The 24,284-nt window shown below is 62.1% G+C and carries 24 protein-coding genes and 3 pseudogenes; 9 read left to right on the top strand and 18 right to left on the bottom strand.

Annotation, left to right across the window (positions count from 1 at the left end):
* Nucleotides 1–3 precede the first annotated feature (3 nt).
* The 4 genes and pseudogenes from OS035_RS01205 to OS035_RS01190 form a co-directional block, all read right to left on the bottom strand.
* Entirely contained in the window at nucleotides 4–699 is a 696-nt protein-coding gene (locus OS035_RS01205) for a class I SAM-dependent methyltransferase (RefSeq protein WP_331813261.1), read from the bottom strand.
* Between the two features lie 81 nt (nucleotides 700–780).
* A pseudogene (locus OS035_RS01200) lies at nucleotides 781–960 on the bottom strand (IS630 family transposase); the annotation flags it as partial.
* Between the two features lie 32 nt (nucleotides 961–992).
* Nucleotides 993–1,856 carry a class I SAM-dependent methyltransferase gene (locus tag OS035_RS01195; RefSeq protein ID WP_183777401.1) on the bottom strand — a complete coding sequence of 288 codons (864 nt, stop codon included), beginning with the start codon at nucleotides 1,854–1,856 and terminating at the stop codon, nucleotides 993–995.
* Nucleotides 1,857–1,890: 34 nt separating this feature from the next.
* Nucleotides 1,891–2,547: a TetR/AcrR family transcriptional regulator gene (locus tag OS035_RS01190; RefSeq protein ID WP_310804336.1), complete on the bottom strand. Its 657-nt coding sequence runs from the start codon at nucleotides 2,545–2,547 to the stop codon at nucleotides 1,891–1,893.
* Nucleotides 2,548–2,829: 282 nt separating this feature from the next.
* Between OS035_RS01190 and OS035_RS01185 the strand changes: the two genes are divergently transcribed.
* Nucleotides 2,830–3,723 (top strand): NAD(P)/FAD-dependent oxidoreductase, encoded by an 894-nt coding sequence (locus OS035_RS01185; RefSeq protein ID WP_097627369.1) that lies wholly within the window; start codon nucleotides 2,830–2,832, stop codon nucleotides 3,721–3,723.
* Between the two features lie 246 nt (nucleotides 3,724–3,969).
* Nucleotides 3,970–5,031, top strand: coding sequence for a DMT family transporter (locus OS035_RS01180; RefSeq protein WP_331813367.1), 1,062 nt, complete (start codon nucleotides 3,970–3,972; stop codon nucleotides 5,029–5,031).
* Nucleotides 5,032–5,340: 309 nt separating this feature from the next.
* Here the strand turns inward: OS035_RS01180 and OS035_RS01175 are convergent, their stop codons facing one another.
* The gene (locus OS035_RS01175; RefSeq protein WP_331813260.1) at nucleotides 5,341–5,781 is read right to left on the bottom strand and encodes a copper resistance protein; all 441 of its coding nucleotides are present in this window, start codon (nucleotides 5,779–5,781) and stop codon (nucleotides 5,341–5,343) included.
* 253 nt (nucleotides 5,782–6,034) lie between these two features.
* On the opposite strand from OS035_RS01175, the pseudogene OS035_RS01170 reads away from it, so the two are divergent.
* Nucleotides 6,035–6,298 (top strand): annotated as a pseudogene (locus OS035_RS01170) (hypothetical protein); the annotation flags it as partial.
* Between the two features lie 317 nt (nucleotides 6,299–6,615).
* On the opposite strand, the gene OS035_RS01165 reads toward OS035_RS01170, so the two are convergent.
* Nucleotides 6,616–7,089 carry a nucleoside deaminase gene (locus tag OS035_RS01165; RefSeq protein ID WP_097627374.1) on the bottom strand — a complete coding sequence of 158 codons (474 nt, stop codon included), beginning with the start codon at nucleotides 7,087–7,089 and terminating at the stop codon, nucleotides 6,616–6,618.
* 108 nt (nucleotides 7,090–7,197) lie between these two features.
* On the opposite strand from OS035_RS01165, the gene OS035_RS01160 reads away from it, so the two are divergent.
* Both OS035_RS01160 and OS035_RS01155 read left to right on the top strand, forming a co-directional pair.
* Nucleotides 7,198–7,800, top strand: a complete 603-nt coding sequence (locus OS035_RS01160) for a DUF805 domain-containing protein (protein ID WP_239619809.1) — start codon at nucleotides 7,198–7,200, stop codon at nucleotides 7,798–7,800.
* A 175-nt stretch (nucleotides 7,801–7,975) separates the two neighbouring features.
* Nucleotides 7,976–8,779, top strand: coding sequence for a glycosyltransferase family 25 protein (locus OS035_RS01155; RefSeq protein ID WP_331813259.1), 804 nt, complete (start codon nucleotides 7,976–7,978; stop codon nucleotides 8,777–8,779).
* A 24-nt stretch (nucleotides 8,780–8,803) separates the two neighbouring features.
* On the opposite strand, the gene OS035_RS01150 is transcribed toward OS035_RS01155, so the two are convergent.
* The 4 genes from OS035_RS01150 to OS035_RS01135 form a co-directional block, all read right to left on the bottom strand.
* Nucleotides 8,804–10,171, bottom strand: a complete 1,368-nt coding sequence (locus tag OS035_RS01150; RefSeq protein ID WP_097627390.1) for a sensor histidine kinase — start codon at nucleotides 10,169–10,171, stop codon at nucleotides 8,804–8,806.
* On the bottom strand, nucleotides 10,158–10,835 hold the full coding sequence (locus tag OS035_RS01145) for a winged helix-turn-helix domain-containing protein (protein ID WP_097627757.1): 678 nt from the start codon (nucleotides 10,833–10,835) through the stop codon (nucleotides 10,158–10,160). The genes OS035_RS01150 and OS035_RS01145 overlap by 14 nt, the downstream gene beginning before the upstream one ends.
* Before the next feature lie 122 nt (nucleotides 10,836–10,957).
* The gene (locus OS035_RS01140) at nucleotides 10,958–11,236 is read right to left on the bottom strand and encodes a hypothetical protein (RefSeq protein ID WP_097627392.1); all 279 of its coding nucleotides are present in this window, start codon (nucleotides 11,234–11,236) and stop codon (nucleotides 10,958–10,960) included.
* 196 nt (nucleotides 11,237–11,432) lie between these two features.
* On the bottom strand, nucleotides 11,433–12,929 hold the full coding sequence (locus tag OS035_RS01135; protein WP_165503968.1) for a winged helix-turn-helix domain-containing protein: 1,497 nt from the start codon (nucleotides 12,927–12,929) through the stop codon (nucleotides 11,433–11,435).
* Between the two features lie 362 nt (nucleotides 12,930–13,291).
* Here OS035_RS01135 and OS035_RS01130 point away from each other — a divergent pair.
* Nucleotides 13,292–13,456 (top strand): annotated as a pseudogene (locus OS035_RS01130) (EthD family reductase); the annotation flags it as partial.
* 88 nt (nucleotides 13,457–13,544) lie between these two features.
* Here the strand turns inward: OS035_RS01130 and OS035_RS01125 are convergent.
* Entirely contained in the window at nucleotides 13,545–13,850 is a 306-nt protein-coding gene (locus OS035_RS01125) for a hypothetical protein (protein ID WP_097627396.1), read from the bottom strand.
* 133 nt (nucleotides 13,851–13,983) lie between these two features.
* On the opposite strand from OS035_RS01125, the gene OS035_RS01120 reads away from it, so the two are divergent.
* Nucleotides 13,984–14,514, top strand: coding sequence for a dihydrofolate reductase family protein (locus tag OS035_RS01120; protein ID WP_097627398.1), 531 nt, complete (start codon nucleotides 13,984–13,986; stop codon nucleotides 14,512–14,514).
* Nucleotides 14,515–14,618: 104 nt separating this feature from the next.
* On the opposite strand, the gene OS035_RS01115 is transcribed toward OS035_RS01120, so the two are convergent.
* Entirely contained in the window at nucleotides 14,619–15,629 is a 1,011-nt protein-coding gene (locus OS035_RS01115; protein WP_331813258.1) for an Lnb N-terminal periplasmic domain-containing protein, read from the bottom strand.
* A 204-nt stretch (nucleotides 15,630–15,833) separates the two neighbouring features.
* Between OS035_RS01115 and OS035_RS01110 the strand changes: the two genes are divergently transcribed.
* Complete coding sequence (locus tag OS035_RS01110) at nucleotides 15,834–16,175, top strand: NIPSNAP family protein (RefSeq protein ID WP_183852065.1); 342 nt, start codon at nucleotides 15,834–15,836, stop codon at nucleotides 16,173–16,175.
* A gap of 301 nt (nucleotides 16,176–16,476) precedes the next feature.
* Here OS035_RS01110 and OS035_RS01105 read toward each other — a convergent pair whose 3' ends face one another.
* From OS035_RS01105 to OS035_RS01080, 6 genes are all read right to left on the bottom strand, one after another.
* The gene (locus OS035_RS01105) at nucleotides 16,477–18,267 is read right to left on the bottom strand and encodes an ABC transporter ATP-binding protein (RefSeq protein WP_183852063.1); all 1,791 of its coding nucleotides are present in this window, start codon (nucleotides 18,265–18,267) and stop codon (nucleotides 16,477–16,479) included.
* 394 nt (nucleotides 18,268–18,661) lie between these two features.
* Entirely contained in the window at nucleotides 18,662–19,159 is a 498-nt protein-coding gene (locus OS035_RS01100) for a DinB family protein (RefSeq protein WP_183852061.1), read from the bottom strand.
* Between the two features lie 255 nt (nucleotides 19,160–19,414).
* The gene (locus OS035_RS01095; RefSeq protein WP_331813257.1) at nucleotides 19,415–20,149 is read right to left on the bottom strand and encodes a phosphotransferase; all 735 of its coding nucleotides are present in this window, start codon (nucleotides 20,147–20,149) and stop codon (nucleotides 19,415–19,417) included.
* 9 nt (nucleotides 20,150–20,158) lie between these two features.
* Complete coding sequence (locus OS035_RS01090; protein ID WP_331813256.1) at nucleotides 20,159–22,072, bottom strand: adenylate/guanylate cyclase domain-containing protein; 1,914 nt, start codon at nucleotides 22,070–22,072, stop codon at nucleotides 20,159–20,161.
* A gap of 346 nt (nucleotides 22,073–22,418) precedes the next feature.
* Nucleotides 22,419–22,853, bottom strand: coding sequence for a hypothetical protein (locus OS035_RS01085; RefSeq protein WP_331813255.1), 435 nt, complete (start codon nucleotides 22,851–22,853; stop codon nucleotides 22,419–22,421).
* An 11-nt stretch (nucleotides 22,854–22,864) separates the two neighbouring features.
* Nucleotides 22,865–23,560 (bottom strand): TetR/AcrR family transcriptional regulator, encoded by a 696-nt coding sequence (locus tag OS035_RS01080; protein WP_097627413.1) that lies wholly within the window; start codon nucleotides 23,558–23,560, stop codon nucleotides 22,865–22,867.
* A gap of 187 nt (nucleotides 23,561–23,747) precedes the next feature.
* Here OS035_RS01080 and OS035_RS01075 point away from each other — a divergent pair, with 187 nt between their 5' ends.
* Nucleotides 23,748–24,236 carry a RidA family protein gene (locus tag OS035_RS01075; protein ID WP_097627415.1) on the top strand — a complete coding sequence of 163 codons (489 nt, stop codon included), beginning with the start codon at nucleotides 23,748–23,750 and terminating at the stop codon, nucleotides 24,234–24,236.
* The last annotated feature ends 48 nt before the right edge of the window (nucleotides 24,237–24,284 follow it).

The raw sequence follows: 24,284 nt of genomic DNA, 5'->3' as shown, positions 1-24,284 counted from the left end.
TGCTCATGCTTTCACAGCCGAAAAGAACAGGAACCGCGGCTTGGTCGTCAGGCTCTGATAGGCCTGCGGAAAAAGCGTGCGGGCTTCAGGATCGGGCTGGGGCTCGCTGACGATGTCGATCTGAAATCCGGCCGACTTCAGCGCCTCGAACATGGCGTGCAGCGGCCGATGCCAGAAGCGCATGGCGATATCCTTTCCGCCGCGCTGCCAGGTCTCATCGAAGCTGTAGGTCTCGAAATAATTGTCGCGGCCGGTCGAGGCGTGATCCATGAAGGGATGGTGGGTGGAGAAAACCAGGCGGCCGCCTTCGGGCAGCAGCCGGTTGAACTCCGAAAGGGGCCCCGACCAGTCGGGAAGATAATGCATGACCAGCGAGGCGAGGATCAGATCGAAAGCTTTGTCCGTAAACGGCAATGCTTCGTTGAGATCCGCCGATAGCAGCCGCGCGCGCCCTTGCAGGCGACGTTGCGCGATCTCAAGCATGCCGGCACTGGCGTCGATCCCGGTCACGACAGCCCCGCGCTCAAGCAGCGCTGCCGCATGCGCCCCACCGCCGCATCCCGCATCGAGCACGGAGAGACCGGCGACGTCGCCAACCAGGGCAAGAATAGCCGGCCGCTCGTAATAGGCATTCCAGGCATTGGTCTCGTTATCGGCATCATAGGCCGCCGCGAAGGCATCATAGTCATTCTCGGCCAAGATTTTTCCCTTTCCGAAGACTGTTCGAAGACGCCTCTGTGTCAGAAGCTTGCTCGATCGACCTGCAAAAGGCCGAGATCAGTCACGCACGATCTCAAGGGTGACATTGCCAAGACGCGCTGCATCCGAGCGCGAGCCTCCGCCATAGATCAAGGCAAGCGCCAAAAGACGACGCGCCTGCGCCGCGTGCTTGCTCTTGCGGGCCAGACGCCGAACACCTTCCGCGTCAAAATCCGCCCGTAATGAAATCGCTGCTCCCATCGCAAACCTCTCGTTTGGCGTATTGATCCCTGTCAGCTTGCCGGATTGCGCGCGGTGACGATCCACGCCGCGCCGTTGATCATCACCGACCGCTCACCGGGGCAGCCCGCGAAGGCGGCACGAACCGCAGCCGAGGCGCGGGCGCGGATATCGTCGGGTTGATCAGCGAGAGCGCGCGCCAGCGGGCCGACTTCGAGTGTCATCTTCACCGCGTCGTCGAGCGCCGCATCCCGCGTCTCCCCCTTGCCGAATGGGATAGAGGCATCGAAGGGCGCGATAGCGACATCGGTGAAGCCAGCCGCCGTTAGAATGCGCGTCACCCGCCCCTGGTCGCCAAACGAGAACGGGCCGGGCGCTTCGGGATCGGGCGGCGCCGTCGGCGGGAGGATGCCCTTCATGGCGCCTACCGGCAAGCGAACCCAATCGTTCTCGGCCATGGAGCGCCAGCAGACGAAAGCGACCCGCGCGCCCGGCTTGAGCGCACGGCGCATATGAGCGAACGCCACGGTCGGATCGTCAAAGAACATCACTCCGAAGCGCGAGAACAGGATGTCGAACGCGCCCTCGGGCAGATCGGCGCTGCTGGCGTCGGCCACCTGGAACAGGGCCGGCGTATCCTGCGGCGCGCGCACGCGCGCTCTGCCGATCAGCGGTTCGGATATGTCCACGCCTAGCACATGGCCCCCAGCGCCGACGCGGGCGGCAAGATCTAGACTGGACGCTCCCGCGCCGCAGCCGACGTCCAGCACGCGTTCGCCTGTAGCGGGCGCGGCGGCTTCGATCGCGGCCTGACCGAACACCGCCATCATGGCATCGAGCCGGACCTGGTAAGCGACCCAGCGCTCCCCGCTTTGGCCTTTCCAGTCGGCGACCTGATAAACATTTTCCTCTGTCATGCCATATCCTTGTTCTGATCCGTTCTTAATCAAGCTATCCGCCCGCGTGATTGTTGCCACCGTGCGCGGCGATGAACATGGCGACGGCCGACCGGCAATAGGATTCGATTTCGTTATCGTCCTCTGCTCTCGCCTCATCGAAGCGTGCGATAATCAGGAGATCGGATCCTTTGATAAGCGCGGCAAACAAGCGGGCGGACTGGAGAGGATTGGGCACGTTCAAAACCGCCTTCGTGTGCAACTGACGCAGCAGGGCCTCGATTTGGGCGATGACATAGGCGGGGCCGGCTTCGTAATGGAGCTTGCTTAACGACTTTTGATTCGTCTTGTCGGCCATGATCATGGCTTCGACACTGCGCACCTCCGGGCTCAACAGCGTGCGAAGCAGGGATGATCCCACCGCCATGAGCTGCTCTTGGGCCGAACCGTCGATGCCTTCAAAAAGGGCCTGTGGTGCAAACTGATGGCAGTGGGCCGCAATGGCCGCACTGAACAGCGCCTCCTTGTTCTCGAAGTGCCGATAGATGCTGAGCTTGGATATCTTCGCCCGTTGGGCGACCTTTTCCAATGTCGTCGCTTGAAAGCCCAATTCCACAAAGAGTTCGCACGCGGCGTCGGCTATCGTTTGGCCAAGCGCCTCATTGGCGGGCCGGCCGCGCCGGGCCTGGCTGTTTTTTTCGGTCACGACAATTACGATCCTTGACAGTATCTTAATTCCTGCATTAAGATACCACGCAGTATCGGAAATGTGCAAGCCAGAGATTGGATTTTACCCTGTCCCCCAAATCAAGTTTCCCGAGGGCGCCCGGCAATATCGAATGCGGCATCGTCCGCCCGGTCAACACAGTGATGGGCGACTGTCTCGGCGATGCCGGAGCCCTGCTCGCTGCCCGTCTCGAGCGCTTATCGCTGGCCGCTATTTCGCGCCACGCCCACCCCAACCCCCACCATCCGCAACACGGAGCCCATCACCATGGATGACGTCATCATCATCGGCGGCAGCTTTGCCGGCCTCGCCGCCGCCCTTCAGCTCGGCCGTGCTCGCCGCAAGGTCACCGTTCTCGATACCGGCCTGCCGCGCAATCGCTTCGCCGGCCACTCGCATGGCCTGCTCGGCCACGATCACAAGCCACCGCTGGACATCCTGGCCGAGGCGCGGCAGCAACTCGCGCGTTATCCCACGATCAGGCTGGTCAATGCCCGGGCCGACAGCATCTCCGGCACCATCGACGACTTCTCCGTCCTCACTGGCGATGGCGAGCGCCTTGGGGCCCGCCGCCTGATCCTGAGTTACGGCGTTGCCGACCAGATGCCCGATGTTCCGGGCTTTGCCGAAAGCTGGGGCACATCCATCGTGCCCTGCCCCTATTGCGATGGCTTTGAAGTCGCCGACCAGCATTGGGGCCTCGTCTGGTCCGGCCCGCCGTCGCACAATTATGTCAGGCTGTACCACGACTGGACCGAAACGTTGACGGTCTTCGCCGATGGTCACGACATTTCACCCGATATCCGGGCCGATCTGGCGCGCCGCAACATACCTGTCGTTGATGGCCGCATCGCCGAAATCGCCCATCACCGGGGCCATATCACCACCGTTAATCTCGAGAGCGGCCGCAATGCCGCAGTCGACATCCTGTTCGCACATCCGCGCAACAAGCCGTCCGCAAGCCTGCATGACTCACTGGGCCTCGCCACGGTCAATACGCCCTTCGGCATCGCCCTCAAGGTAGACGAGCGCCGCGAAACCAGCACGCCCGGCATCTACGCTGCCGGCGATCTTGCAAACCCAGCCATGGCCTCGGTCACCACGGCAATATCGCAGGGCGCGACGGCGGGTATCTCCGCCCAGCAGTCGATGCTGGTTTGAGAAGACACAGATGGAGTTCCAACACGTCACCTTCGACTCTGATCAACGAGGAAGCCATGGTCGCCCACGTGCTGTCGACCAGCTGGCCTGTCTGGCCAGCACACTTGCCGCTATCGTCAACGGCCACAAGCAAAGCCGGATCGATGAGTTGCGGCCTTGGAATTACGTGAGATAGAAGCCGGTTCCGCCTTAACGCAGATAAGAAGGTGGTGGCTGCCGGTTCATATCCTGTGATAGTTCATGGGGATGATCTACAAGCATCAACACCTTTGGCCCGGCGTCCCGCTCGCTCTTGGCTCGGCCATTCTCTTCGGGGCGTCAGCGCCGCTCTCCAAGCTGCTTTTGGGGTCAATCGATCCTTGGTTGCTGGCAGGCGTTCTATATCTTGGAGCCGGGCTTGGGCTCGCCGCCGTCAGTTGGGGGCGTCGCCTGATCGGGCTGCCGAACGTGGAGGCTCCGCTTCAAAAGGGAGATATTCCCTGGTTGGTCCTGGTCGTCTTGTTTGGTGGCGTACTCGGTCCGCTTTTGTTGATGCTGGGTCTTTCTCGGACCTCGGCATCTTCGGGATCGCTGCTTCTCAATCTTGAAGGACTGGCGACCATGGGCATTGCTTGGCTTGTATTTCGCGAGAACGTTGATCGGCGGCTATTGCTTGGCGCTATGGCTATCCTCGCTGGGGCGGCTGTGCTGTCATGGAACGGTGAGACGCTTCACCTCGATATCGGTGGTCTGCTGATTGCAACTGCGTGCCTGTCATGGGGTATCGACAACAACCTTACCCGCAAGTTGTCTTCGTCCGACCCAGTTCAAATCGCGATGATCAAGGGGCTCGTCGCCGGTACGACCAACCTTGTGTTGGCGATAATGTTTGGCGCGTCATTGCCAAATGCTACTCTCGTTTGGGCTGGTTCATTGGTCGGCTTCCTTGGCGTAGGAGTCAGCCTGGTGATGTTCATGCTCGGACTCCGCCATCTTGGGGCAGCCAGGACAGGAGCCTACTTCTCGTTGGCTCCGTTCATTGGCGCAGTTCTTGCGGTCCTCATTTTTGGCGAATCCGTTACACTGCAGCTTGTTGCGGCGGGCAACCTGATGGGCATTGGCCTATGGTTGCATCTGGCCGAGCGTCACGACCACGAACACTTGCACGAGGCGCTGGAACACGACCACTCGCATGTCCACGACGCACATCACCAACACGTCCATGACGGGCCATTCACGGAGCCTCATTCTCACTGGCATCGACACGAGCCGTTAAGTCACAGGCACGCCCATTACCCCGACCTGCACCATCGCCATTCGCATGAGTAAGCCATCGAAACGGTAGGGCACGCGATGCGGTCGGACAGACCCTCCGGTTATAGAGAGCGCGACTCCGACAAAAATCACCTTGTAACGGCCACTTCAGGCGCAATACGGACAGCCGCTGTCTTGCCCGAGGATCGAGCCATCAGCCGCAGCCATGGATCGGCGCCTACCATCGACAAGCGCGCCTCAGCGAGGAATGGCTGGACATCGGCCTAGTTCTGCGGTGTCGGTCTCGCTGGCGCGAGCTGTTCGTCGCAGCGTAGGCAACAAGGCCCAGCCAAGGTTCTGCAAAAGGCAAGCCCTTCGCACGCCCTACGGCGTAACCGTCAGCCTGGCTTGCATCCCGGCTTCGTAGTGGCCCTCCATGTTGCAGAAGAGCAGATAGGTGCCCGGCGTCAGCCTGGCGTTCAGCTTGCCGCTGGCGCCTGGTTTCAGATCGGAAACCTCGCCCAGGCTTTTCAGCTTCGATTCATCGATGCGATTCTTGGTGGCGTTGACCGGGATGGGCAGGTCCGGAGATTTCAGGCGAACGACGACCATTTCATGCTGCTCGGTCATCGCATCGTTGTGGACTGCGAAGGTCGCGGGGCCGGCTTTCACCGTCGGCGGGTCGAGCTTCAGCGACATCGCACCGCCGCCTTCTCCATCTTCCGTAACATTGATCACGGTGGCGGCCGCAAAGCTTGCTCCGGCCGAGCAGGCGAGAATGGCAGCTCCGGCGAAAAGGGACAGCAGTCTGGCACGTGGCTTCATCGTTGGTCTCCGTCGGGGTTTAAGAGTGGTGGGCGCTGAGCCGGTTGCTCAGCCAAGGATCATCCGGGGCGGCATGCAGTGGGTCGCTGTCGTCATCGAAGGCTCGCTGGTTGTCGTTTCGATCGCGGGAAGGGAGGCGTCCACTGCATGCCGCACGACGCTGGTAGCGCGGCATTCTTACGCGCACTTTGCCGGGATCATACCAATCCGTAAGAATGCAGCCCCGGCCGTTCGACCCTCGCACTTTACGAAAATGTATAGTCCGGGCGAGGTTCCCGTGAGGTTTGGAGCGCAGCTTGGCGCCATCATTGCCAAGTCGAGGTCAGCTCTCTCATGTACATGTGCACCGCACCTGCCGCCCCTTCATCCGATCAGCCTGCGGATGAATACCTACCTGATCAATCTCGACCGCGCGCCATTGCGCCGGTTTCGAATGGAGGGCCTGCTGGCAGGTTTCGGCCTTGCCTTCGAGCGCGTGGCGGCGGTCGATGGGGCAGGGCTGAGCCTGCCGCATCCAAGCGGAGGCTCAAATGTCGCCTCTGCCGGTGTCCCGTGGTAGCCCCCTCTGCCCTGCCGGGCATCATCTCCCCCACAGGTGGGGAGAACACAAGTGGCTAAACCTTCGCATCCAGCTACCGTTTCGTCGGGCTGCGACGCCAATTGTTTGGGGAAGCCAGCGCTCCCAGCCAATCTCCCCACCTGTGGGGGAGATGCCCGGCAGGGCAGAGGGGGGCGGCCGGGACACGACCCTCTCAGCGGCGGGCATGGATCCCAGGCTTGAGTCCTGGAATGACTGAGGTTGGAGGCGTGGTTTCGCCAAACTTCCGGCTGAGGTTAAGCCTTGCCCAGATGCTTCGGCCAGAATTGCTGATGCACTTCGGCGGCTTCGTCTTCGAGGTTCGTCGGGCCAACCACAGTGACGGTGCGAGCGCCGGTTTGCAGCACCGCACGGCTCGGCACGTTCAACCCGATGCCGGCGATCTCGCCAAGCCGGGCTTCGGAGCAGGCAAACACCATGCGTCCGATGCCCGACCAGTAGATCGCCCCGGAGCACATCGCGCACGGCTCCGTGCTGGTGTAGAGAGTGCAGTCGGCGAGAAAGCCGGTGTCGTAGTGCTTCGCCGCAGATTTAATCAGGTTCATCTCGGCGTGATTGGTCATGTCGTGGCCGGTGAGGACGCTGTTTTCGGCGCGCAGGATGACCTCGCCGTCCTTCACCAGCACCGAGCCGAATGGTTCGTCGCCTCGGTCCATCGCGGATTTCGAGAGCGCAATCGCCTCGCGCAAAAACCGCTCATGGTTTTCCATCAGAGTCTCCCCCATAGCTAGAGAAGAGCGATTTTGTCTTGAATCGGAGGGATTTCCAAGGGCTGCAAATCCGATTCAGGATCGGCGATCGAATCGCGGCAACCAACCGTGTTCTGGCCGCCGAGCAAGTCTGCCGGCTGGGGACCGCCGGATGCGGAAGAGCCGTTCCTCGCCAAAACAAAGCCTGTGCAAGTCTTTCAATTGCCGTTTGACGCTGCTTCAATGCAACCGTCTAACTATGAGCGCGAGAGTGTTTTTCTCGATCAGTTGCAAGGGGGTACTGTGCTCAAAACATTCTCGTTACGGGGTAGGCTTGGTCGTCTTCGCTATTTCCTGTTTACCCTCGCAGTCATCATTATCGCCGCGGCCGCGGTATTCGTACTCACGCGCCTACTGACGCTGGCCGGCACTCGAGAAGCGTTTTCAATTGTTCAGGGCTTAATCGCTCTAACCTATGTGCTGGCTATCATCGCCAGCTTTTGCCTGATGGCGAGGCGACTGCATGACTTCGATCAGAGCGGCTGGTGGACCCTTTCAGTCCTTGTGCTTCACTTGGTCTACAGCCATTACGAGGCAGCCGGCTCCCTGACCGCGACAATTCTCATGGGTATCGTTCTGCTGGCCGTCCATCTTGCAATCATCCTCACTCCTGGCTCGAAAAATCCCAACAGGTTCGGCGAACTGCCCGGCTCCGTCGCAGCGCCCGTTTAGTTTGCTCGGCGGATAATAGCCGCCGCGAGCAAGGTCTGCCGGCTGGGGACCGCCGCCGGATGTCTCGTCCGGGGTGCAGACCCGCACCTTACGAAAATGTATAACCCCGGCGAAGTGCCCGTGAGTTTTCCGGCGCAGGCTTGGCGCAGTCGTTGCCAAGTCGAAGGCCAATTTCATGAATATGCGCGCCACACCTGCCGCCCTGATGCCGGCGATCCATCCGGTCAGCCTGCGGGTCGACACCTATCTGATCAATCTCGACCGGGCGCCGTTGCGGCGATTTCGGATGGAGCGCCTGCTGGTGGGCATCGGCCTGGCCTTCGAGCGGGTGGCGGCAATCGATGGCGCAACGCTCAGCCTGCCGCATCCGGATTTTGACGAAGCCGCCTATCTGAGCCGGCATGGCCGCCGGCCGAACCCTTTCGAGATCGGCTGCTATCTCAGCCATGTCGAATGCGCCAAGCGCTTCCTCGGAAGCCATGCCGAGTTCGCGCTCATTCTGGAAGACGATCTCGATTTCGATGACGATCTGGCCGAGCTGCTCGAGGCCGCGCTTGAGCATCAGGCGCGCTGGGACATCCTGCGCCTGTCGACCGTCAATTCCGGGAAAAAGCACAAGGTGGAGCCGCTGACCGCGTCACGCTCGCTCGCCATCGCGCTCACCCGCGAGAAGGGGTCCGGCGCCTATCTGATCAACCGCAAGGCGGCGGGCTGGATTGCCGATGTGCTTGTCCCCATGCGCCTGCCCTATGATCTCGCCTTCGATCTGGAGTTCGATGATGGGCTGAGCGCCTGCTTCGTCGATCCGCTGCCGGTCAGCCAAAGGGCCGATCCCTGCTCCCAGATCCAGGCAGGGCTTTCGACCTACCGGCTGGGCCGCCGCCGGCCGTGGAGCGTGCTGCCGTATCGCGCGGCGGCTGAGGTGCGCCGGTTCGTTCGCCGCTTCCGCCGTCTCGCGGCTTGGAGGGTGAGCGGCTAGGGCCCGCTCCCCCGGGGTGAGCGGCTAGGGCTTCTCGGCCGAGATCAGCGGGAAACCGACCGAAACGATGAGGCCGGGATGATTGTCCGCCATGGTGATGTCAGCCGAATGCAGGTCGGCGATTGCCTTGACGAGACTGAGCCCGAGGCCGCTTCCCGGCGTCGTGCGGCTCTTGTCGAGCCGGTAGAGACGCCGGAAGACCTTGTCCCTTTCGTCGGCGGGAATGCCGGGGCCGCTATCGCCGACCGAGACAATAGCGCGGCCGCCCTGGCAGCGGAGCGAGACCGTGATGCCGGTTCCATCAGGGCAGTGGTTGATCGCGTTCTCCACCAGGTTGGCGATCATCTGCGTCAGGAGATCGCGGTCGCCCCAGACGAGCGCGGGACAGCGCTCCGCGATCGTCAACGCCATCAGGGCGTCTTCGGCGACATCGGCATAGACCTCGGAAATGACGGCAAGCACGGTGTCGATATCGGTCGCCTGGAAACGCTCCTTGCGGGCGCCGGCCTCGATCTGGGAAATGCGCAGCAGCGCCTCGAAGGTGGCGTTGATCCGGTCGCTCTCGTGTCTCGCTTCGTCAAGCAGAGCCGAAACGTCCGCCTGCTGGTCGTTTCCAGCCACCGCCGCATCCAGCGTCAGGCGCAGCCTGTTGAGCGGCGTCTTCAGATCGTGGGCGATATCGGCGCTCACCTGCCGCATGCTCTCGACCAGTCTTTGCAGCCGCTCCAGCGCCGCGTTGATCTGGATCGCCACCGTATCGAGGTCGTCGCCGTTGCCGGTGATCGGAATGCGGGCGTCGAGTGCGCCGTGGGAGACATCGTTCATGGTATGGGCGACCCCGTCCAGCCGCGCCTGGGCCCGGAAGGCGAGAAAGACGCCGCCGCCGATCGCTGTCGCCACGACGATCGCAGCGGCCCATTCGAAGCTGACCAGCACGATCCGCAGCATCTCGTCGACATCGTTGAAGTTTTCCGCCACCACCAGGCTGTAGGGACCGATGGTCGAGACCTGCATCCGGTAGCGCTCATGCCCCTTCAACCCGACATCCCTAGAGGTGACGGTGTAGACGCCGTTGGGGATGCGGGGTGCTGCAAAATTGCCGGCGAGTTTCTTGCCGGCATGGTCGGTCAGCGAGTAGAGCCCGTCGGAGGTCGACTGGAAGCTCGCATAATTGTTCAGCGTATTGATCAGATCCTCGGTATCGTTGGGCTCGTAGGTCGAGACAACCAGCGAATTCATTTCGCCCAGCGACTGTTCGAGATCACGCGCAAGGCCCAGGCGCAGCATGTGATAGATGATCGCGCCGCTCAGGATGAAGGCGACGACGAAGAGCACGCCGAAGGTGACGGCAAGCCGGAACGGCGTGCTCCTGCGTAGGCTAGCGAGGCGCATGCAGGCTGTATCCGGTGTTGCGGACCGTATGCAGGAGCTGGACCTGGAATGGCTTGTCGACCTTCGCTCTCAGTCGGCTGATATGGGTCTCGACGACGCTGGTCTTCGGATCGAAGTGGAAGTCCCAGACCCGCTCCAACAGCATCGTCTTGGTGATGACCCGGCCTTCGCCGCGCATCAGCACTTCGAGCAGGGTGAATTCGCGCGGCTGCAATTCGATCGCCTGACCGGCGCGGCGGGCTTCGCGGCGGATCAGGTCGAGCTCGAGATCGGCAACCTTCAGCACCGTCTTCTGCTCCTGCACCGGCGGCCGGCGGCCGAGCGCGTTGACCCGGGCCAGAAGCTCGGAGAAGGCAAAAGGCTTGGTGAGATAATCGTCGCCGCCCGCCTCCAACCCCTCGACCCGGTCATCGACGCCGCCGATCGAGGTCAGGAACAGCGCCGATGTGCCGACCTTGGCGGCCCGCAGCGAGCGGATAATCGCCAGCCCATCCAGCCCCGGCAGCATGCGATCGACGACAATGACGTCATAGGCTTCGCGCTGCGCCTGAAACAGCCCATCGCGGCCGTCACCGAAGACGTCGCAGACATGGCCTGCCTCGGAAAGGCCCTTGGCGATATAATCGGACGTCTTCCGATCGTCCTCGATAAGCAGGATCCGCATCAGCCCGATCATTCCCACAGGTGTGGAGGCAATCTAGCGGAGCCTACGGCTGAGCGACAACTTACGGATTTGTAAGGTGGGCAGGGCTTGAGCAGCCGAACCCCTCTGCATTTGCAGCGCTCTCAGCCTCGCGGGCGTGGTTTCGCCTCATATGTCGTCCGAACGATCGAAGTGGGGTCAAGGCCGCGTGCGACCGGCGTCCAGCCGGCGGGCTGGCTCCGTCTGACGAGGCCGACATCGTCCAGATGCTCATCATCCAGCCGATCGAGATCCGGCATCGCATCATGGCGGGATGCCCTGTTTTCACGCCAGTTGGAAAGGCTGTGAAGCGCAAGCGCAAGCGGATGCGCGATCGCGGCGAAGATGGCGGACTGGGTGTTCGATCTGGCGAAGCTGGTCATTTGCATGTTCCCCTCGGTTGACGGTGCATGCTGGCATCACGGGCTGGACATGTACCGACGGGCGGCTGACGAAGAGCTGAATTTTCGCTGAAAACAACGTTTGCCAGTGCGACGGCGTGGGGCCGCGCCAAAGTATGTCGCGCAAAAAGTGTGCAGCGCTTTTCCCAGGCAAAGCGCGAAGCGCTTTTGCAGCGCTTTAAGCCTCTCCGGGAAGGACCGGGAACCGGGCCGACTTCAGCAGATCGAGTATGTGGGCGCGCTGCTCCGGCCGCTTCACCCCGGCATGATCGAGATATTGGCTGGCGGACTTGTAGCCGATCAGCATCGCCTGGTCGCGCCAGCCCGCGGCTTCTTCCGGCCGGCCGACGGCAACGGCGCAGCAGGCAGCCGTCACCAGGTCGTCCATCGAGCGGGTGTTCGGTTGCCGGCGCAAAACGAAGGACAAAGCTTCCTCATATCGGCCGGCATGGAAGGAGGCGCGGCGGAATGAACTGTCGTACCAGATCGGCCAGCTCGGATTGAGCCGCCGGGCCTTTTCAGCCGCAGCGATACCCTCCTCGATGCGCCCGAAGACCGGCGCCCAGCCGGAGAACATCGCCAGCACGTCGGCGTTCGAAGGACCGAGACCGAGCGCCCGATCCAACGCCGCCTCCGCCGCTTCCATCTGTCCCATGTTGCCGAGCATCTCGCCGAGCGCCACCAGCGCTTCCGCGTCGAACGGATCGAGTTCAACGGCGCGCCTGGCGGAATTGAGCGCCGCAGCGTCGTTCTCGGTCATGTCGACGCCGAAGGAGGCGAGTTCATCGTGCGACCAGGCAAGACCGAGCCAGGCGCGGGAAAACAAGGGGTCTATCTCGGTTGCCCGCTGGAAACAGTGCAGCGCCTTTTCGGCATCTTCCCGGTTGAAGCGATTGGTGTGATATCGCCCGCGCAGATAGAGTTCGAAGGCATCGCGATCGGCCGCCGCCCGTCGATGCAGGTGCTCGGCGGCGACGTTCAGCAGCACGCCGTGGCCGGCAAGCGCGTTGACGATGCCCTCGGCGATTTCCGACTGGATTTCGAGCGCATTGGCGATCGCCCCGTCCCAGCTGGCTGACCAGACGATCCGGCCGCTCGACATTTCGGTCAACACGGCGGTGACCTTCATCATGCCGTCGACCGACTGCACCATGCCGTTGAGGTCGAATCCGAGTGTTGCGCGCAGAGGCGAGGGGACTGCCTTCTCCGGCAACCAGGTGACCTCCAGGTCGTGGTAGCGGGCCAGCCTGGAGGCGACCTCGGTGGAGAAGGCCTCGGCAAACCAGGCCGCATCGCTGCCGGGGCCGATCAGACGGAACGGGGCCACCGCCAGGGGAAGCGTCCGCACGAAGGCCTTCTCCGGCATGGCGTTGGCGGCCGATTGCTTGTTCTCGAACAGATAGCCGCGCCGGAACAGCGTGCGGATCAATCCGTCGGCGCCGATCGCCTTGCGGATCTGGCTGATCGCCTGGGTCAGCGAATCCTCGGTAACGATGACACCTGGCCAGACCGCTTGCATAAGCTCGTCCTTGGAGACCACGCGGCCCTCGTTCTGGACGAGATAGGTGAGCATGGCCAGCGGCTTGGCGCCGATGTCGACATCCATGCCGCGCCGCATGAGCCGCCCCCTTTCGGGGTCAAGCGTGACGTCAGCGAAGGTGAACAAATCCGTCATGTCAGAGACCGCTTTAACCGTAGGAATTATACCAAGGCGAGCGCGAACCGAAGCCCCGCGCGACGGTGCAGATGAGGAGGCGCTAAAGCGCCTCACGGCAATTCTGGCGGTCGCCGGCCTCGGGCATGTCATGGTAGCCAACCCGGCAAAACCTCGATTGCCGGTAAAGTTACTACCGTTGTCGAGCGTTTCAAATCACCCAGGGGGAGTATGACGGATTGCTGGGCGTTGTGGGGACACATGCCCGATACGCTCGGCGGCGGCCACGTGCTGCTCGCCGATCGCGCCTACGACAGTGATGCCTTGCGCCTCGAATAGCCCCCCTCGAATGCTCGCAGAGGCGTTCGGGCAGGAGCCGGACCATGATCAAGATGAGCGTCTACTATCCGGCCGCCGGCGGCTCGAAGTTCGATCACGACTACTATCGTACCAGCCACATGCCACTGATCCAGGAACGGCTCGGCGATGCCTGCCTGCGCTACGAGATCGAAAAGGGCCTTGCGGGTCCCGAACCTGGAAGCGCGCCGGCGGCGATCCGACACTTGCCGCGGGCCTGATTTCGCCTGAAGTCTGACCGACCTTGGCCGTGTCGACGCAGGTTATTCGGCGCGTTTGTTAAATCCCCGAGCCGTCGAGCTGCTCGGCGTCGTCGCCTTCCCAAGGTGAGGGCATCGAGAGGCGGGCGAGATTGGCCGAGGGCATCGGCATCCAGCACTTCAATTCCGGCTCGGCATATTCGATGATCTGCCCGGGCGAGGAATCCGAGGCGCGCCAGCCTTCTGCGCCAAACTGATCGCCATGCGACCAATAGGCGAGGTCTACTTCCGCTGGCCCCTGTTCGGACGGGCGGATGGTGACCAGGATCCGACTGCCGTCTTTCGGTGCGCTGGCCATGCTGCGCCAGCGGTCTGCCTCGTCCATCGTTTTGCCTCCTGCCTTGCTGCTTGTGCAACTGTCGCCTCGCCAACGAAAGCGGTCAACTCAAACTTTGAGGGGACCCTTCGCTATCGATGGCGGTTAAGCTATCCTGACGTCCCGGATGGAGGAACAGCGCATGGCGAAGCTCGTCTTCGGAATGAACGTCTCCCTGGATGGCTATGTCGATCACCAGAAATTTGCGCCCGACCCCATCCTCTTTCGCCACTGGATCGAGCAGGCGCGCGGCCAGACGGGGAGCCTCTATGGCCGCCGCCTGTACGATGTGATGCGCTATTGGGACGAAGACAATGCCGAGTGGACCCCGGAGCTGCACGATTTCGCGCTTGCCTGGCGGCGCCAGCCCAAATGGGTCGTGTCGCGCTCGCTGACCTCGGTCGGCCCCAATGCCACGCTTGTCACCGACGACATCGAGACGGTGATCCGCGGCCTGAAGGCCGAGCTTGCCGGGGAGATTCAAGTCGGCGGGCCGGAGCTTGCGGGAAGTCTGGCCGACCTTGGCCTGATCGACGAGTATCGACTCTACTTCCACCCCGTCGTGCTCGGCCACGGCAAACCGTTCTTCACCGGCCCGAGGCCGCCGCTCCGCCTTGTCGCCAGCGATCTGATCGGTGGGGATGCGGTGCGATTGACCTATGTTCCTGGTTGATTGGGTCGGTGCCCTGACTGAAATCCCTCGAATGGGTCTGGTCACCGCTGATGAAGAGCATCGGGCGAGGAGAGCCCATCTCGATATCGTTGGGATAGAAGACGTCAGAACGCGCCCTGCGGCGACGGAACGCCGACGCGAATGGCCTGCGAAAAATTCGGCGAAAGACCGTCCTCGTGCGCTCTTGCAGCGATGTGTGCGGCCGACCGCAGTTGCGACAAGGGAACCGAGATGTCCAGCGCGCGCCGGTCATAGGCGTATTCCGGCAGGTATCCGTTGACGATGAGACGCCAGTCCATCGGCACGGCGTCGCCTGCCACGCGCATCATCTTGACGATGGTCGTCGTGCAGTTGGTCGTCAGCGAATTGTAAAAGGCGGGCCGTGCTGCAAGCGCGTTTGCGTCGGAGACGTACTCGCGCAGAAGAAGCCTCGCAGCCGCCGGCGTCGCCCTCAGGCGGTAGATCTGGACGTCCTCACCGCGAAAATTGGAGCGGAGGCCGATCACATCTCTTTCGTCTGCCGCGATGATGACCAGAGGACTGCTTTTGAAGAGGTCCGCCAGCGGTGAGAACGAACCGCCGGAAAGGCGGCGCACTTCGATAGACCACGCCAGATAACGGCCGTCGTCGAAGCCGAAGCTCATTATGACATGCGCGATGGTCGGACCTGACCAGTATGACATGAACATGTCGACGTTCTTCAGCTTGTTCAGGTCGTAACTGCGAGTCGTCCATTGTTCCGTGAAATCGGTGGCACTGCGCCACTGGAACTCGCGGACATTCGTCAGCGTCAACTGATCACCGTCGAATTCGCCGGTGACCTGACGAGCAACGTCCGGAGCCCACGCGCCATTTGCCTGCGGCTCGATCGTGCTCCACCAGAAGAGGACTATGACGAACGCGGCCACAAACGCGAGGACCGCACGAATGCGTCTCCTGCCAAAGAGCGCCACGATGACGGAGGCGCCAAAAAGCCCGAACAAGATGGCACTGGCTTGCCTGCCGAGTTCGGGCAACGGCAAGCGGTACCAAAGCGCGAGCGACGACCAGGCAGCGGCGGCGGCGACGACAAACAGGAGCACTGCAATGACGATCGCGCGGACCGGTCGAACCATTTTGATTTTCCAAACGGGTTTGAAACGTTCGTCCTGATCGTCGACCCTAGCGGTTTCCGAGCGTGAAGCCCAGAACCTATCCGAAGCGACGGGGCTCCGGATTTTCTATTTTGGCAAGGCTCGATTGCGCCGGCAACGGCCCTCGCTTTTTCCGGCGCTGAACGATATGGACGATCTTGCCTGATCCAACATGAAGAGCATCCGATGATCCACGAATTGCGCATCTATACATGTCTGCCGGGGAGATTGCCGGCACTGCAGCAGCGTTTCGAGACCGCGACGCTGGCGATTTGGGAACGGCTCGGCATCCGCTCACTCGGCTTCTGGACGACGATGATCGGTCCTTCCAGCAACGATCTGACCTACCTGCTCGAATGGCGGTCGCTTTCGGAGCGCGAGCAGAAATGGGCCGAGTTCATCGCCGATCGCGAGTGGCAGGAAGCGAGGGCGAAGAGCGAGGCGGATGGGCCGATCGTCGCCAACATCGCCAGTTCGCTGCTGCAGCCGACACGCTTCTACCGCGGCTTCTCCAAACCGTCGGAATAACGGCTAAAGCGCGTCGTGCCAAATTTGATTCATGCGACGTGCTTTAGCTCTTTGTTTTTACGCATGTCGTTGCCGCAAAACCGCGGCACACTTTTGCGCGACATGCTCTAGAAACTCCGAACGCAGTTCATTGAGAAGTGTTTCGGATGTGTTTCTGCATGAGTGCGGGCCGTCGTGCGCAAATGGCGCAATCTGCACGAAGCGGGCTCCCGCCGGGACCACCGCCATCTGCCGAACAGCGCAGCCATTGTGCGTTGAGCCGCAAAAAGGAAACGCCAGAGCATAGCCCTGGCGTTTCGGTTCAGGCCACCAGGCCCTTGGTCAGCTCCAGCGCCTGCCGCTCGAACAGCCGGCGGTAGATGCCGTCGGGGCGGCGGATCAGCGCCTGGTGGTCGCCTTCTTCGACGATTTCGCCCTTGTCGAAGACCAGCAGCCGGTCGAGCGCCCTCACCGTGGACAGGCGGTGGGCGACGACCAGTGTGGTGCGGCCGTCCATCAGGCGTTCCATCGCCTGCTGGATCTGCACTTCGCTCTCGCTGTCGAGGCTGGAGGTCGCCTCGTCGAGGATCAGGATCGGTGCATCGGCCAAGAAGGCGCGGGCGATGGCGACGCGCTGCCGCTCGCCGCCCGAGAGTTTGACGCCGCGTTCTCCCACCATCGTCTCATAGCCCTTGGGAAGGCTCAGGATGAAGTCGTGGGCGCTCGCCTGCTTCGCCGCCTGCTCGATTTCGCGCCGCGAGGCATTCGGCCTGGCATAGGCGATGTTCTCGGCCAGCGTGCGGTGAAACAGGATCGGCTCCTGCTGCACGATGGCGATCTGGCTGCGCAGGCTGGATTGCCTCACCTCGGCGATATTCTGTCCGTCGATGCGGATCGAGCCCGAATTCACGTCGTAGAGACGCTGGATGAGCTTGACGAAGGTCGTCTTGCCCGAACCCGAATGACCCACAAGGCCCACACGCTCGCCCGGTTTGATGGTGACCGAAAAGTCCTCATAAAGCGGGCTGGGATGCGCGCCATACTGGAAGGTGATGCGATCGAAGACGATCTCGCCCTGGTCGATCGCGATGGGCGTCGCGCCCGGCCCGTCCTCGATGCCGAGCGGCATCTTGTCGAGCAGCACCAGCTCTTCCATGTCGTTGACGGCACGCTGCAGGTTGCGGATGTCCTGGCCGACATTGCGCAGATAGCCCTGCAGGACGAAGAACATCGCGAGCACGAAGGTGACGTCTCCAGGCGTCGCCAGCCCCTGCTGCCACATGATGAGGCCCGTGCCCAGAATGCCGGCCTGCATGGAGACCATCATGAAGCCCTGGATCGTGCCGCTCAATGTGCCGCGCTTCCATGTCCGCCGCGTGCGGCTGTCCCACGTGCCGAGCACACGGCCGAGCCGGGTCTCCTCGCGGTTTTCGGCACCGAATGCCTTGACCACCGAGTTGCAGCTGATTGCATCGGCGAGCGCCCCGCCGAGCTTGGTGTCCCAGGCATTGGCAAGCCTTGCCGCCGGCGACACGAAGCCCATGGAAAGCGCCACGGTGACGCCGATATAGATCAGCGATCCGAGGCTGACGATCAGGCCCATGACCGGCCAATAGCTGCCGAGCACGATGCTGGCGCCGACCAGCATGACGATCGACGGCAGGAGGGCGACCAGCAGCAGGTCGTTCAGCGAATCCAGCGCCCACATGCCGCGGGTAATCTTGCGTACGGTCGAGCCGGCAAAGCTGTTGGCGTGCCAGTCGGTGGAGAAGCGCTGCACCTTGTGGAAGCCGCCATTGGTCACATCCGCCATGGTGCGCAGCGTCAGCCGGATGATGCCGTTGAAGATGAAATAGCGCAGCGCCACGCTGGTGAAGCCCAAGGCGACGACGATGACGAAGGCGCTGAGGGCGCTGTCGGCCGGATTGCCGCCGGCGATGGCATCGACGATCTGGCCTGAAAAGACCGGCACCATGACTTCGGCGAGCGTGCTTGAGATCACCAGCACGATGATGAGACCCACCAATCCAGGCCGGTGGCTCCAATGATGAAAGATAAAGCCGAGCACGTTGCGATAGGCATCGGCGCGGAAATCGAGCTTCTTGCGAGTCATTTGAACCAACCCGGCCGCATATCGGCAACCGGTCCTCAAAATCGAGAGTTAAATGGCACAGCCCAAGCGGGAGACAAAATGATCCCGTCAGATCATCGGGCTATGAAGAGAGTGAAAACCGCATGTCGGGCGCGCTGGAGGCGGGCCGCGAATGGAAATGACCTAGTGTCGGTTCATTCCGCACGGGAGGATTTTGGTGATTGCTGATGATGTCATGCAACGCCTCCCTTTTGTTCGATCTGACGCGGTGAGCCTCTTGTAGCGAAGGCAACCGCGCTTGCCAACCGGGAATTTGCAACCTGACAGAAAGTGATGCGAAAACGACACAATCTGCAACGTGCAGGTTTACGCGCCGCCGTTTGCAGGCGGGTTCGCCGAGCCGATGGCGGAAATACTACGCCAGACGCGAAAGGTCGGTCGGCTCCGGCTTTGCGCCCGCTGCCGTCAGCATCGCGTGGACCTGGCCACGGTGGTGGGTCTGGTGGTTGAAAAGTTCGATCGCACAGTTGGCCTTCGGCTTCTCGACCCGCGTTGCACCATCGCCGGGATACCAGACAAGCATGCCGTCGAGCTCCGCGTCGCGCAATCCTCGCGCCCAGCCTTCGATTTCGGCGTTGCGTTGCAGCCGCAAGACCTTGAATGCATCCCAATCCGACGGGCTTGTCAGCGAGTGCGTGATGGTTTCCTCGGGCCGCTCATTGCCCTTCAATCGCGCGAGGATGAGGGCGTCGGCCCAATAAAGATGGTTCAGCGTCGCGGCGATCGATTGGAAGAACGCCCCCCGATCCTTCCAGCGTTCCGCATGCGTCAGCCCGTCGGCGGCGGTGACGAGTGAGGTGTTCTGCCAGCTGTTGTAGCGGGCCATGAGTCGGCAATAGTCGGCTGAGATCATTGTCTCGGGCTCCAATGGTTAGCGATGATGGGGGGAGGGTGGCGATTGCAGGGAAGACCCATGGGGCCGTTCGTGCTCTGTCGCCTGCGCCAATGAAGGCGTGCCGTGCGAGAGGGCACGGACAGCGATCAGTCTATCCTGAAACGGCCTCGCCGCAAATTGCTGATGACATTTTTTCTTTTCAAGGGTCTTCCGTTCACGGGGCAGGTCGTCGCGGGAGGTTCCCGACGCAGCCCGTCGGTTCGCCGAAACTGCTCAGAGCGCGCGAACTTCGGCAAGCCGCTTGACAGCGTATTCGTCGTCCCAGCAGATGGCGGCTTCCCATGCTGCCGATGCTTGCGCGGCGATGTCATAGGCGATGCCTTCCAGACCGGCTGCATTATGGGGCAGGACGAGGTCAAGGTCGGGCACGTCGACATGCGACTCATCCCAGTCGATCAGGGCGACGCGGTTTGCGGTCATGCGGATGTTGCCGGGGTTGGTCGGGTTGCCGTGGACGACGCTTGTTTCGCGACCGACAAGCCGCGCCCACGCCGCGCGGCATCGGGCGACGCCATTTGGCGGCATCGCGGCAAGGTCGATCCTCGTCCCCGTTTCGGCGTGCAGGAGGTCAGTCGAGGATCGCCAAGCTGGGCGCTGCGGCCAGCCCTGCGTCAACCGATGCAACTCGCGCAGTGTCTCGGCCACGCGACGCCAGTCGGCCTCCGTCTCGGGCGGCCCGCCCTGCATGTATTCCATCACTGTCAGACCATCGGCGAAGAGGCGGCCATCGGCCGTCGGGATCGGCACCGGCACGCTCAGACCTTCGCGGTCGAGGTGGCGTAGGAGTTCTGCTTCCCAAGCGAGATCAGCGTCGCTCCTGGTCCCCAGACGACCGACTGCAAGTTGGCCGCGGACGCGCAGGCTCCAGACATCATTGGCAACTCCGCCGGAGAGCCTTTCGATGCGAACCGCGTCCTTGCCCCACAGCTCCAGCGCTTCCCATCCCATACATAATCCTCAGTCTTTGATTTCCCCGACAAGCTCCCAAATGTCGACCTTCTCAGCGCGTCCCTTGACCGGGGCGAGGCCGAGGGGGCGGAAGGTGAAGCGGTCGGCGACGGCGTCGCGGGTGGCGGCGCTGACCAGGATCGATGTGTTCAGCTCCTTGTTCATGCCTTCGAGCCGTGACGCCACATTGATCGTATCGCCCATCGCCGTATATTGCTGGCGCGAAATCGCCCCGAAGCTGCCGACGACTGCCGGGCCGGTGTGCAATCCAAATCGAGTCAAAAGCTCGGGGCGGCCATTGCTGAGATTGGCTTCGTTCAACCCGTCGACCGCCGCTTTCATGGCCAGGGCGCATCGACAACCATGTTCGGCATGGCTGGTATCGTCGACCGGGGCGTTCCACATGACGAAAATGGAATCGCCGAGATATTGCACGACGGCCCCGCCGTTGCGCTCGGCGATGGTGTTCAGCAGTTCGAAATAGGCAGAAAGCGTGTCGACCACCTCCTCGGGCGAATGTTGTTCCGCGATGGTCGTGAAGTCTTTGATGTCGGTGAACAGCACCGTCACATCCTGTCGCTTCGCCCTGACGATCGCTCTCGTCTCGGGGTTGACGATCTGCCGGACCACTTCACGCGGCACATAAAGCGCAAACTGGCCGATGGCATGACGGCTGGCCGCCAGGGCGTTTGCCAGCGTGTTGATCTCGCTGATCCAGGAGTGGGCCATCGGCTTCTCCCCCACATCCAGATCGCCGATCCTGCGCGCCTCGTCGGCCAGCCGATAGAGCGAGCGGCTGACCATGCGCGACAGCAGCACCGAGGCGCCGACACCGGCGATCACCAAGGCGGCGGCAATGAAGAGATTGCGCACCAGCAGCCGATGGGCCTCCGCCACCAGATCCGCCAGCGGCACGACGATGGCAGCCACGCTGCCCGTGAACAGGCCGGAGACGCTGACCGGGGCGATCTGCACAAGATAGGTTTCGCCATCGAAATCGACCCGCGCCAAGCCACCGCCGGCAAAGGCCGGGTCCTGCCTGAGCCGCACCACGGTTTTAAGGCTCGGGTCGAAACCGTTTGCCGTCGTGGCAAAGGCGCCTGATGTTCTCGACCATAATGCGATGATCCTGCTCATGATATCAGGGTCGGAATGGGCGACGAGATTGCCGTCGGCATCGATGATGTAGGCGCGGGCCCGCGGCGAGATCTCAGCTGCGTCGAGCAGCCGGCTGACGGTCTGCAGGTGAATGTTGATGCCGAGCACCACCTTGCCGTCGTCCCGCAGCGGGGCTGCGATCGTCAGCGTCGGAACATTCAGTGTCCCGGTGATATAGGGCCCGACGGACACCGGCGCGCCGTCCTGAATGACGGATCGATACCAGGGGCGTTGCCGCGGATCGAAGGATGTATCCTCGATCGTGCGCTCCGCGATCGGCTTTGCATCGTTGTCGACAAAACCAAGCGTCGAGACGATATCGGTCGCTGGTCGCCGTGCGATCATTCTAATCGCGAAAGCCGTACGATCGGGTGCGGCCAGCGTCTGGCGGACGTCGCGCCGGGCCGTGTTGATCACCTGCAGGTAGGAGCCATCGGGATAGCCGGCGTAAACGCTGGTGGCGTTCGGGACGTTTCGCAGAACCTCCTGAAAGAATTGCTGTTTATCCTTGATATCCTCAGGCGGCGGGGAAATGAGCTGCGGCAGGGTGGAGGCCAGCGCCACGGCCTCGGTACCGCCCTGCAGCGTATTGCGGTATCCCTCGATCAGCCGCAAGCTCATCGCCCGCATCTGCTGCGCGCCGGCGCTGACCGCAGCTTCGCTTCCATGGCTGAATGCCATCCAGATGATCGGCGCCGATGTGCAAAGCAGCGACGCGACGACCAGGACGCCGAGATGCAGTCTGAGCGGTTTGGACCAGCGCACGCGATTTCCCCGAAATGCGGACCTGTCTCAGCAGGTAGCGCAATGCCTGCCCGGCATGCCCTACCCAACGATGCCAGCTAACTGCTTTTTGAAGGCTTGCACAAGCTGGTGATACCAGCGCTCCCGCCCTGGGAATTTGGCTGTTGCTGCGCGATGCCGGGGTAATGGAGGCTGAGCTACGAACGTCGCTGAGTTTGCCACTGAGCTCACCCCACCCTCCATCCTCCGCGGGCCTGCCCCGAGGATCGACGCCGGCCTCACCAGCGGGGGCCATGGAATCCCAGGCTCAAGGCCTGGGGCGACGGAGGGTGGGGGTGCGTCTTGCCAAAGAGATGGCGTGTGCGCCTTACCGCTGAAGCTCGGCATCATGAGCGTTTTTCAGCGCGTCGCATCCACCAAGCTCTTTCGTAGCGCTCGATGCCCAGTCCTGCACCTGCCGTTCTGATATCGGCAGGTCAGGGGCTTCTGCTTCGGCGAGAACCCGCAAGCTCGCGCCCTCCAATTTTGCGATTGCCTCCTCGACGTCCGAATAGATCTCGGTTCCCGGAGGACAGCCCTGTTTTTGGATATATCCCAAAAATCGTGGACGCATCGGCTTCGGCTCTACTCCGCAATATTTCTCCGCCAGGACATGCACCATCAGCGCGTAGTCGATTCCCATGAATCGCGACTCGATCGGTTCGTTCGGCTTGAAACTGTTTCGGCAAAGATTTGGAGATGCGGCATTGGCGGCAACGAGCGGCACGCAGGCGAATATTAGGCCGCAGACATAACGAAACAAATCACTTCCCTTCATTGTTTGGGAACGAGGCCATCGAGCAGGAAGTCGAGGCCTTTGCTGAAGGCGCCGTCCCAATCATTGTCCAGCAGCAGCCGGGAGCGTTCGATGGTGGGGTAGTGCTGGCTGAGACTTGTGAGGCGCTGCTGCGCGGCGGCTCTGTCGTCGTCCGAGAGGTCGAAGCTTGCCCGGGTGGTGGTCGCGCCGATCACATAGTTCCAGAGCGACCAGATCGCGACGTTCAAATCGGCGTCGGCCACGCCGGCTCTGGACAGGGTGCTGCTCAGCAGTTCCAGGCGAGCAAGGATGTTCGGGCCGAGCGCCCGGCGTGGCAGCAGCGCTGCCGACCAGGGATGGCGCAGCATGCCGGCGCGCCAGTCTTTCAGCATGTGAACGACTTCGCCGCGCCAGTCCTGAGACGCATCGATTGGCACCGGGCCGCGATATGCGAGCACCGAATCCAGCGCCAGATCGAAGACCTCCTCCTTGTTGCCGACGTGCCAGTAAAGGCTCATCGCACCGGCGCCGAGGCAATCGGCCAGCCGGCGCATCTTCAATCCGTCAATTCCTTCGCTATCCAAAAGCTCGACCGCGGTCGCGACGATCCGTTCCAGCGAGAGGGGCTGTTCGCTGCGCGGTTCCGGCCCGGATGGCGGAGGCACTTTACGTTCAGACTGCTTGCTCTGCCCGCCGCTGCGTTTGGCTGCCATCCGTTTTCCCTGCCAATCAGAACGTCGATTTAAGCCGACAATGCGATGAATGTCGATCCCGACGGATTGACTCGTACAGTGTACGATGCGAGTTAATCGTACGTCGTACGAGTCAGTCGTATCGGCGGCAAATCAATTGCGGGCCGCGGTGAGGCGGCCCGCAGTCCTCAAAGCTCAAGAGAAAATCATGTCACGCGCAATCAAGCATCTGCTCATTGGAGGGCTCATCATCATGACCATTGGAATTCCGGCTGCAGCGATGGCCAACGAGAACGATCTCAAGCTGACCATCGTCAATCCGAAAAATTTCTACGACCCCTCGCCGAACGGCTACAGCACGGCGGTGATCGTGCCGAGGCAAGGCCGGCTGGCCTATATCTCCGGGCAGGGCGGCCAGGACAGCACCGGCGCCCTGTCGCCCGATTTCGCCGTCCAGGTGAAGCAGGCCTATGCCAATTTGCGCACCGCCCTCGATGCACTCGGCGCCAGGCCGGATCAGGTCGCCAAGCTGACGGTCTTCGTGGTCGACCACGATATGTCCAAGCTTCCGGTGTTGACCGAGAACGTCAAGGCGATGTTCGGCGCAGCTCTGCCGGCGCAGACCTTGATTCCCGTTCCCAAGCTGGCGATCGACCCCATGCTCTTCGAGGTCGAAGCCGTCGTTGTTCTGGATTAGCGATGGGACTGCAGCTCGCCAGCTTTCGAAAGCGAAGCAAGCTCGCGA

Origin of the sequence: Rhizobium sp. 268 (assembly GCF_036571585.1) — a bacterium.
GTDB lineage: Bacteria > Pseudomonadota > Alphaproteobacteria > Rhizobiales > Rhizobiaceae > Rhizobium > Rhizobium redzepovicii.
This window is presented reverse-complemented; position numbering and strand designations above follow the sequence as displayed.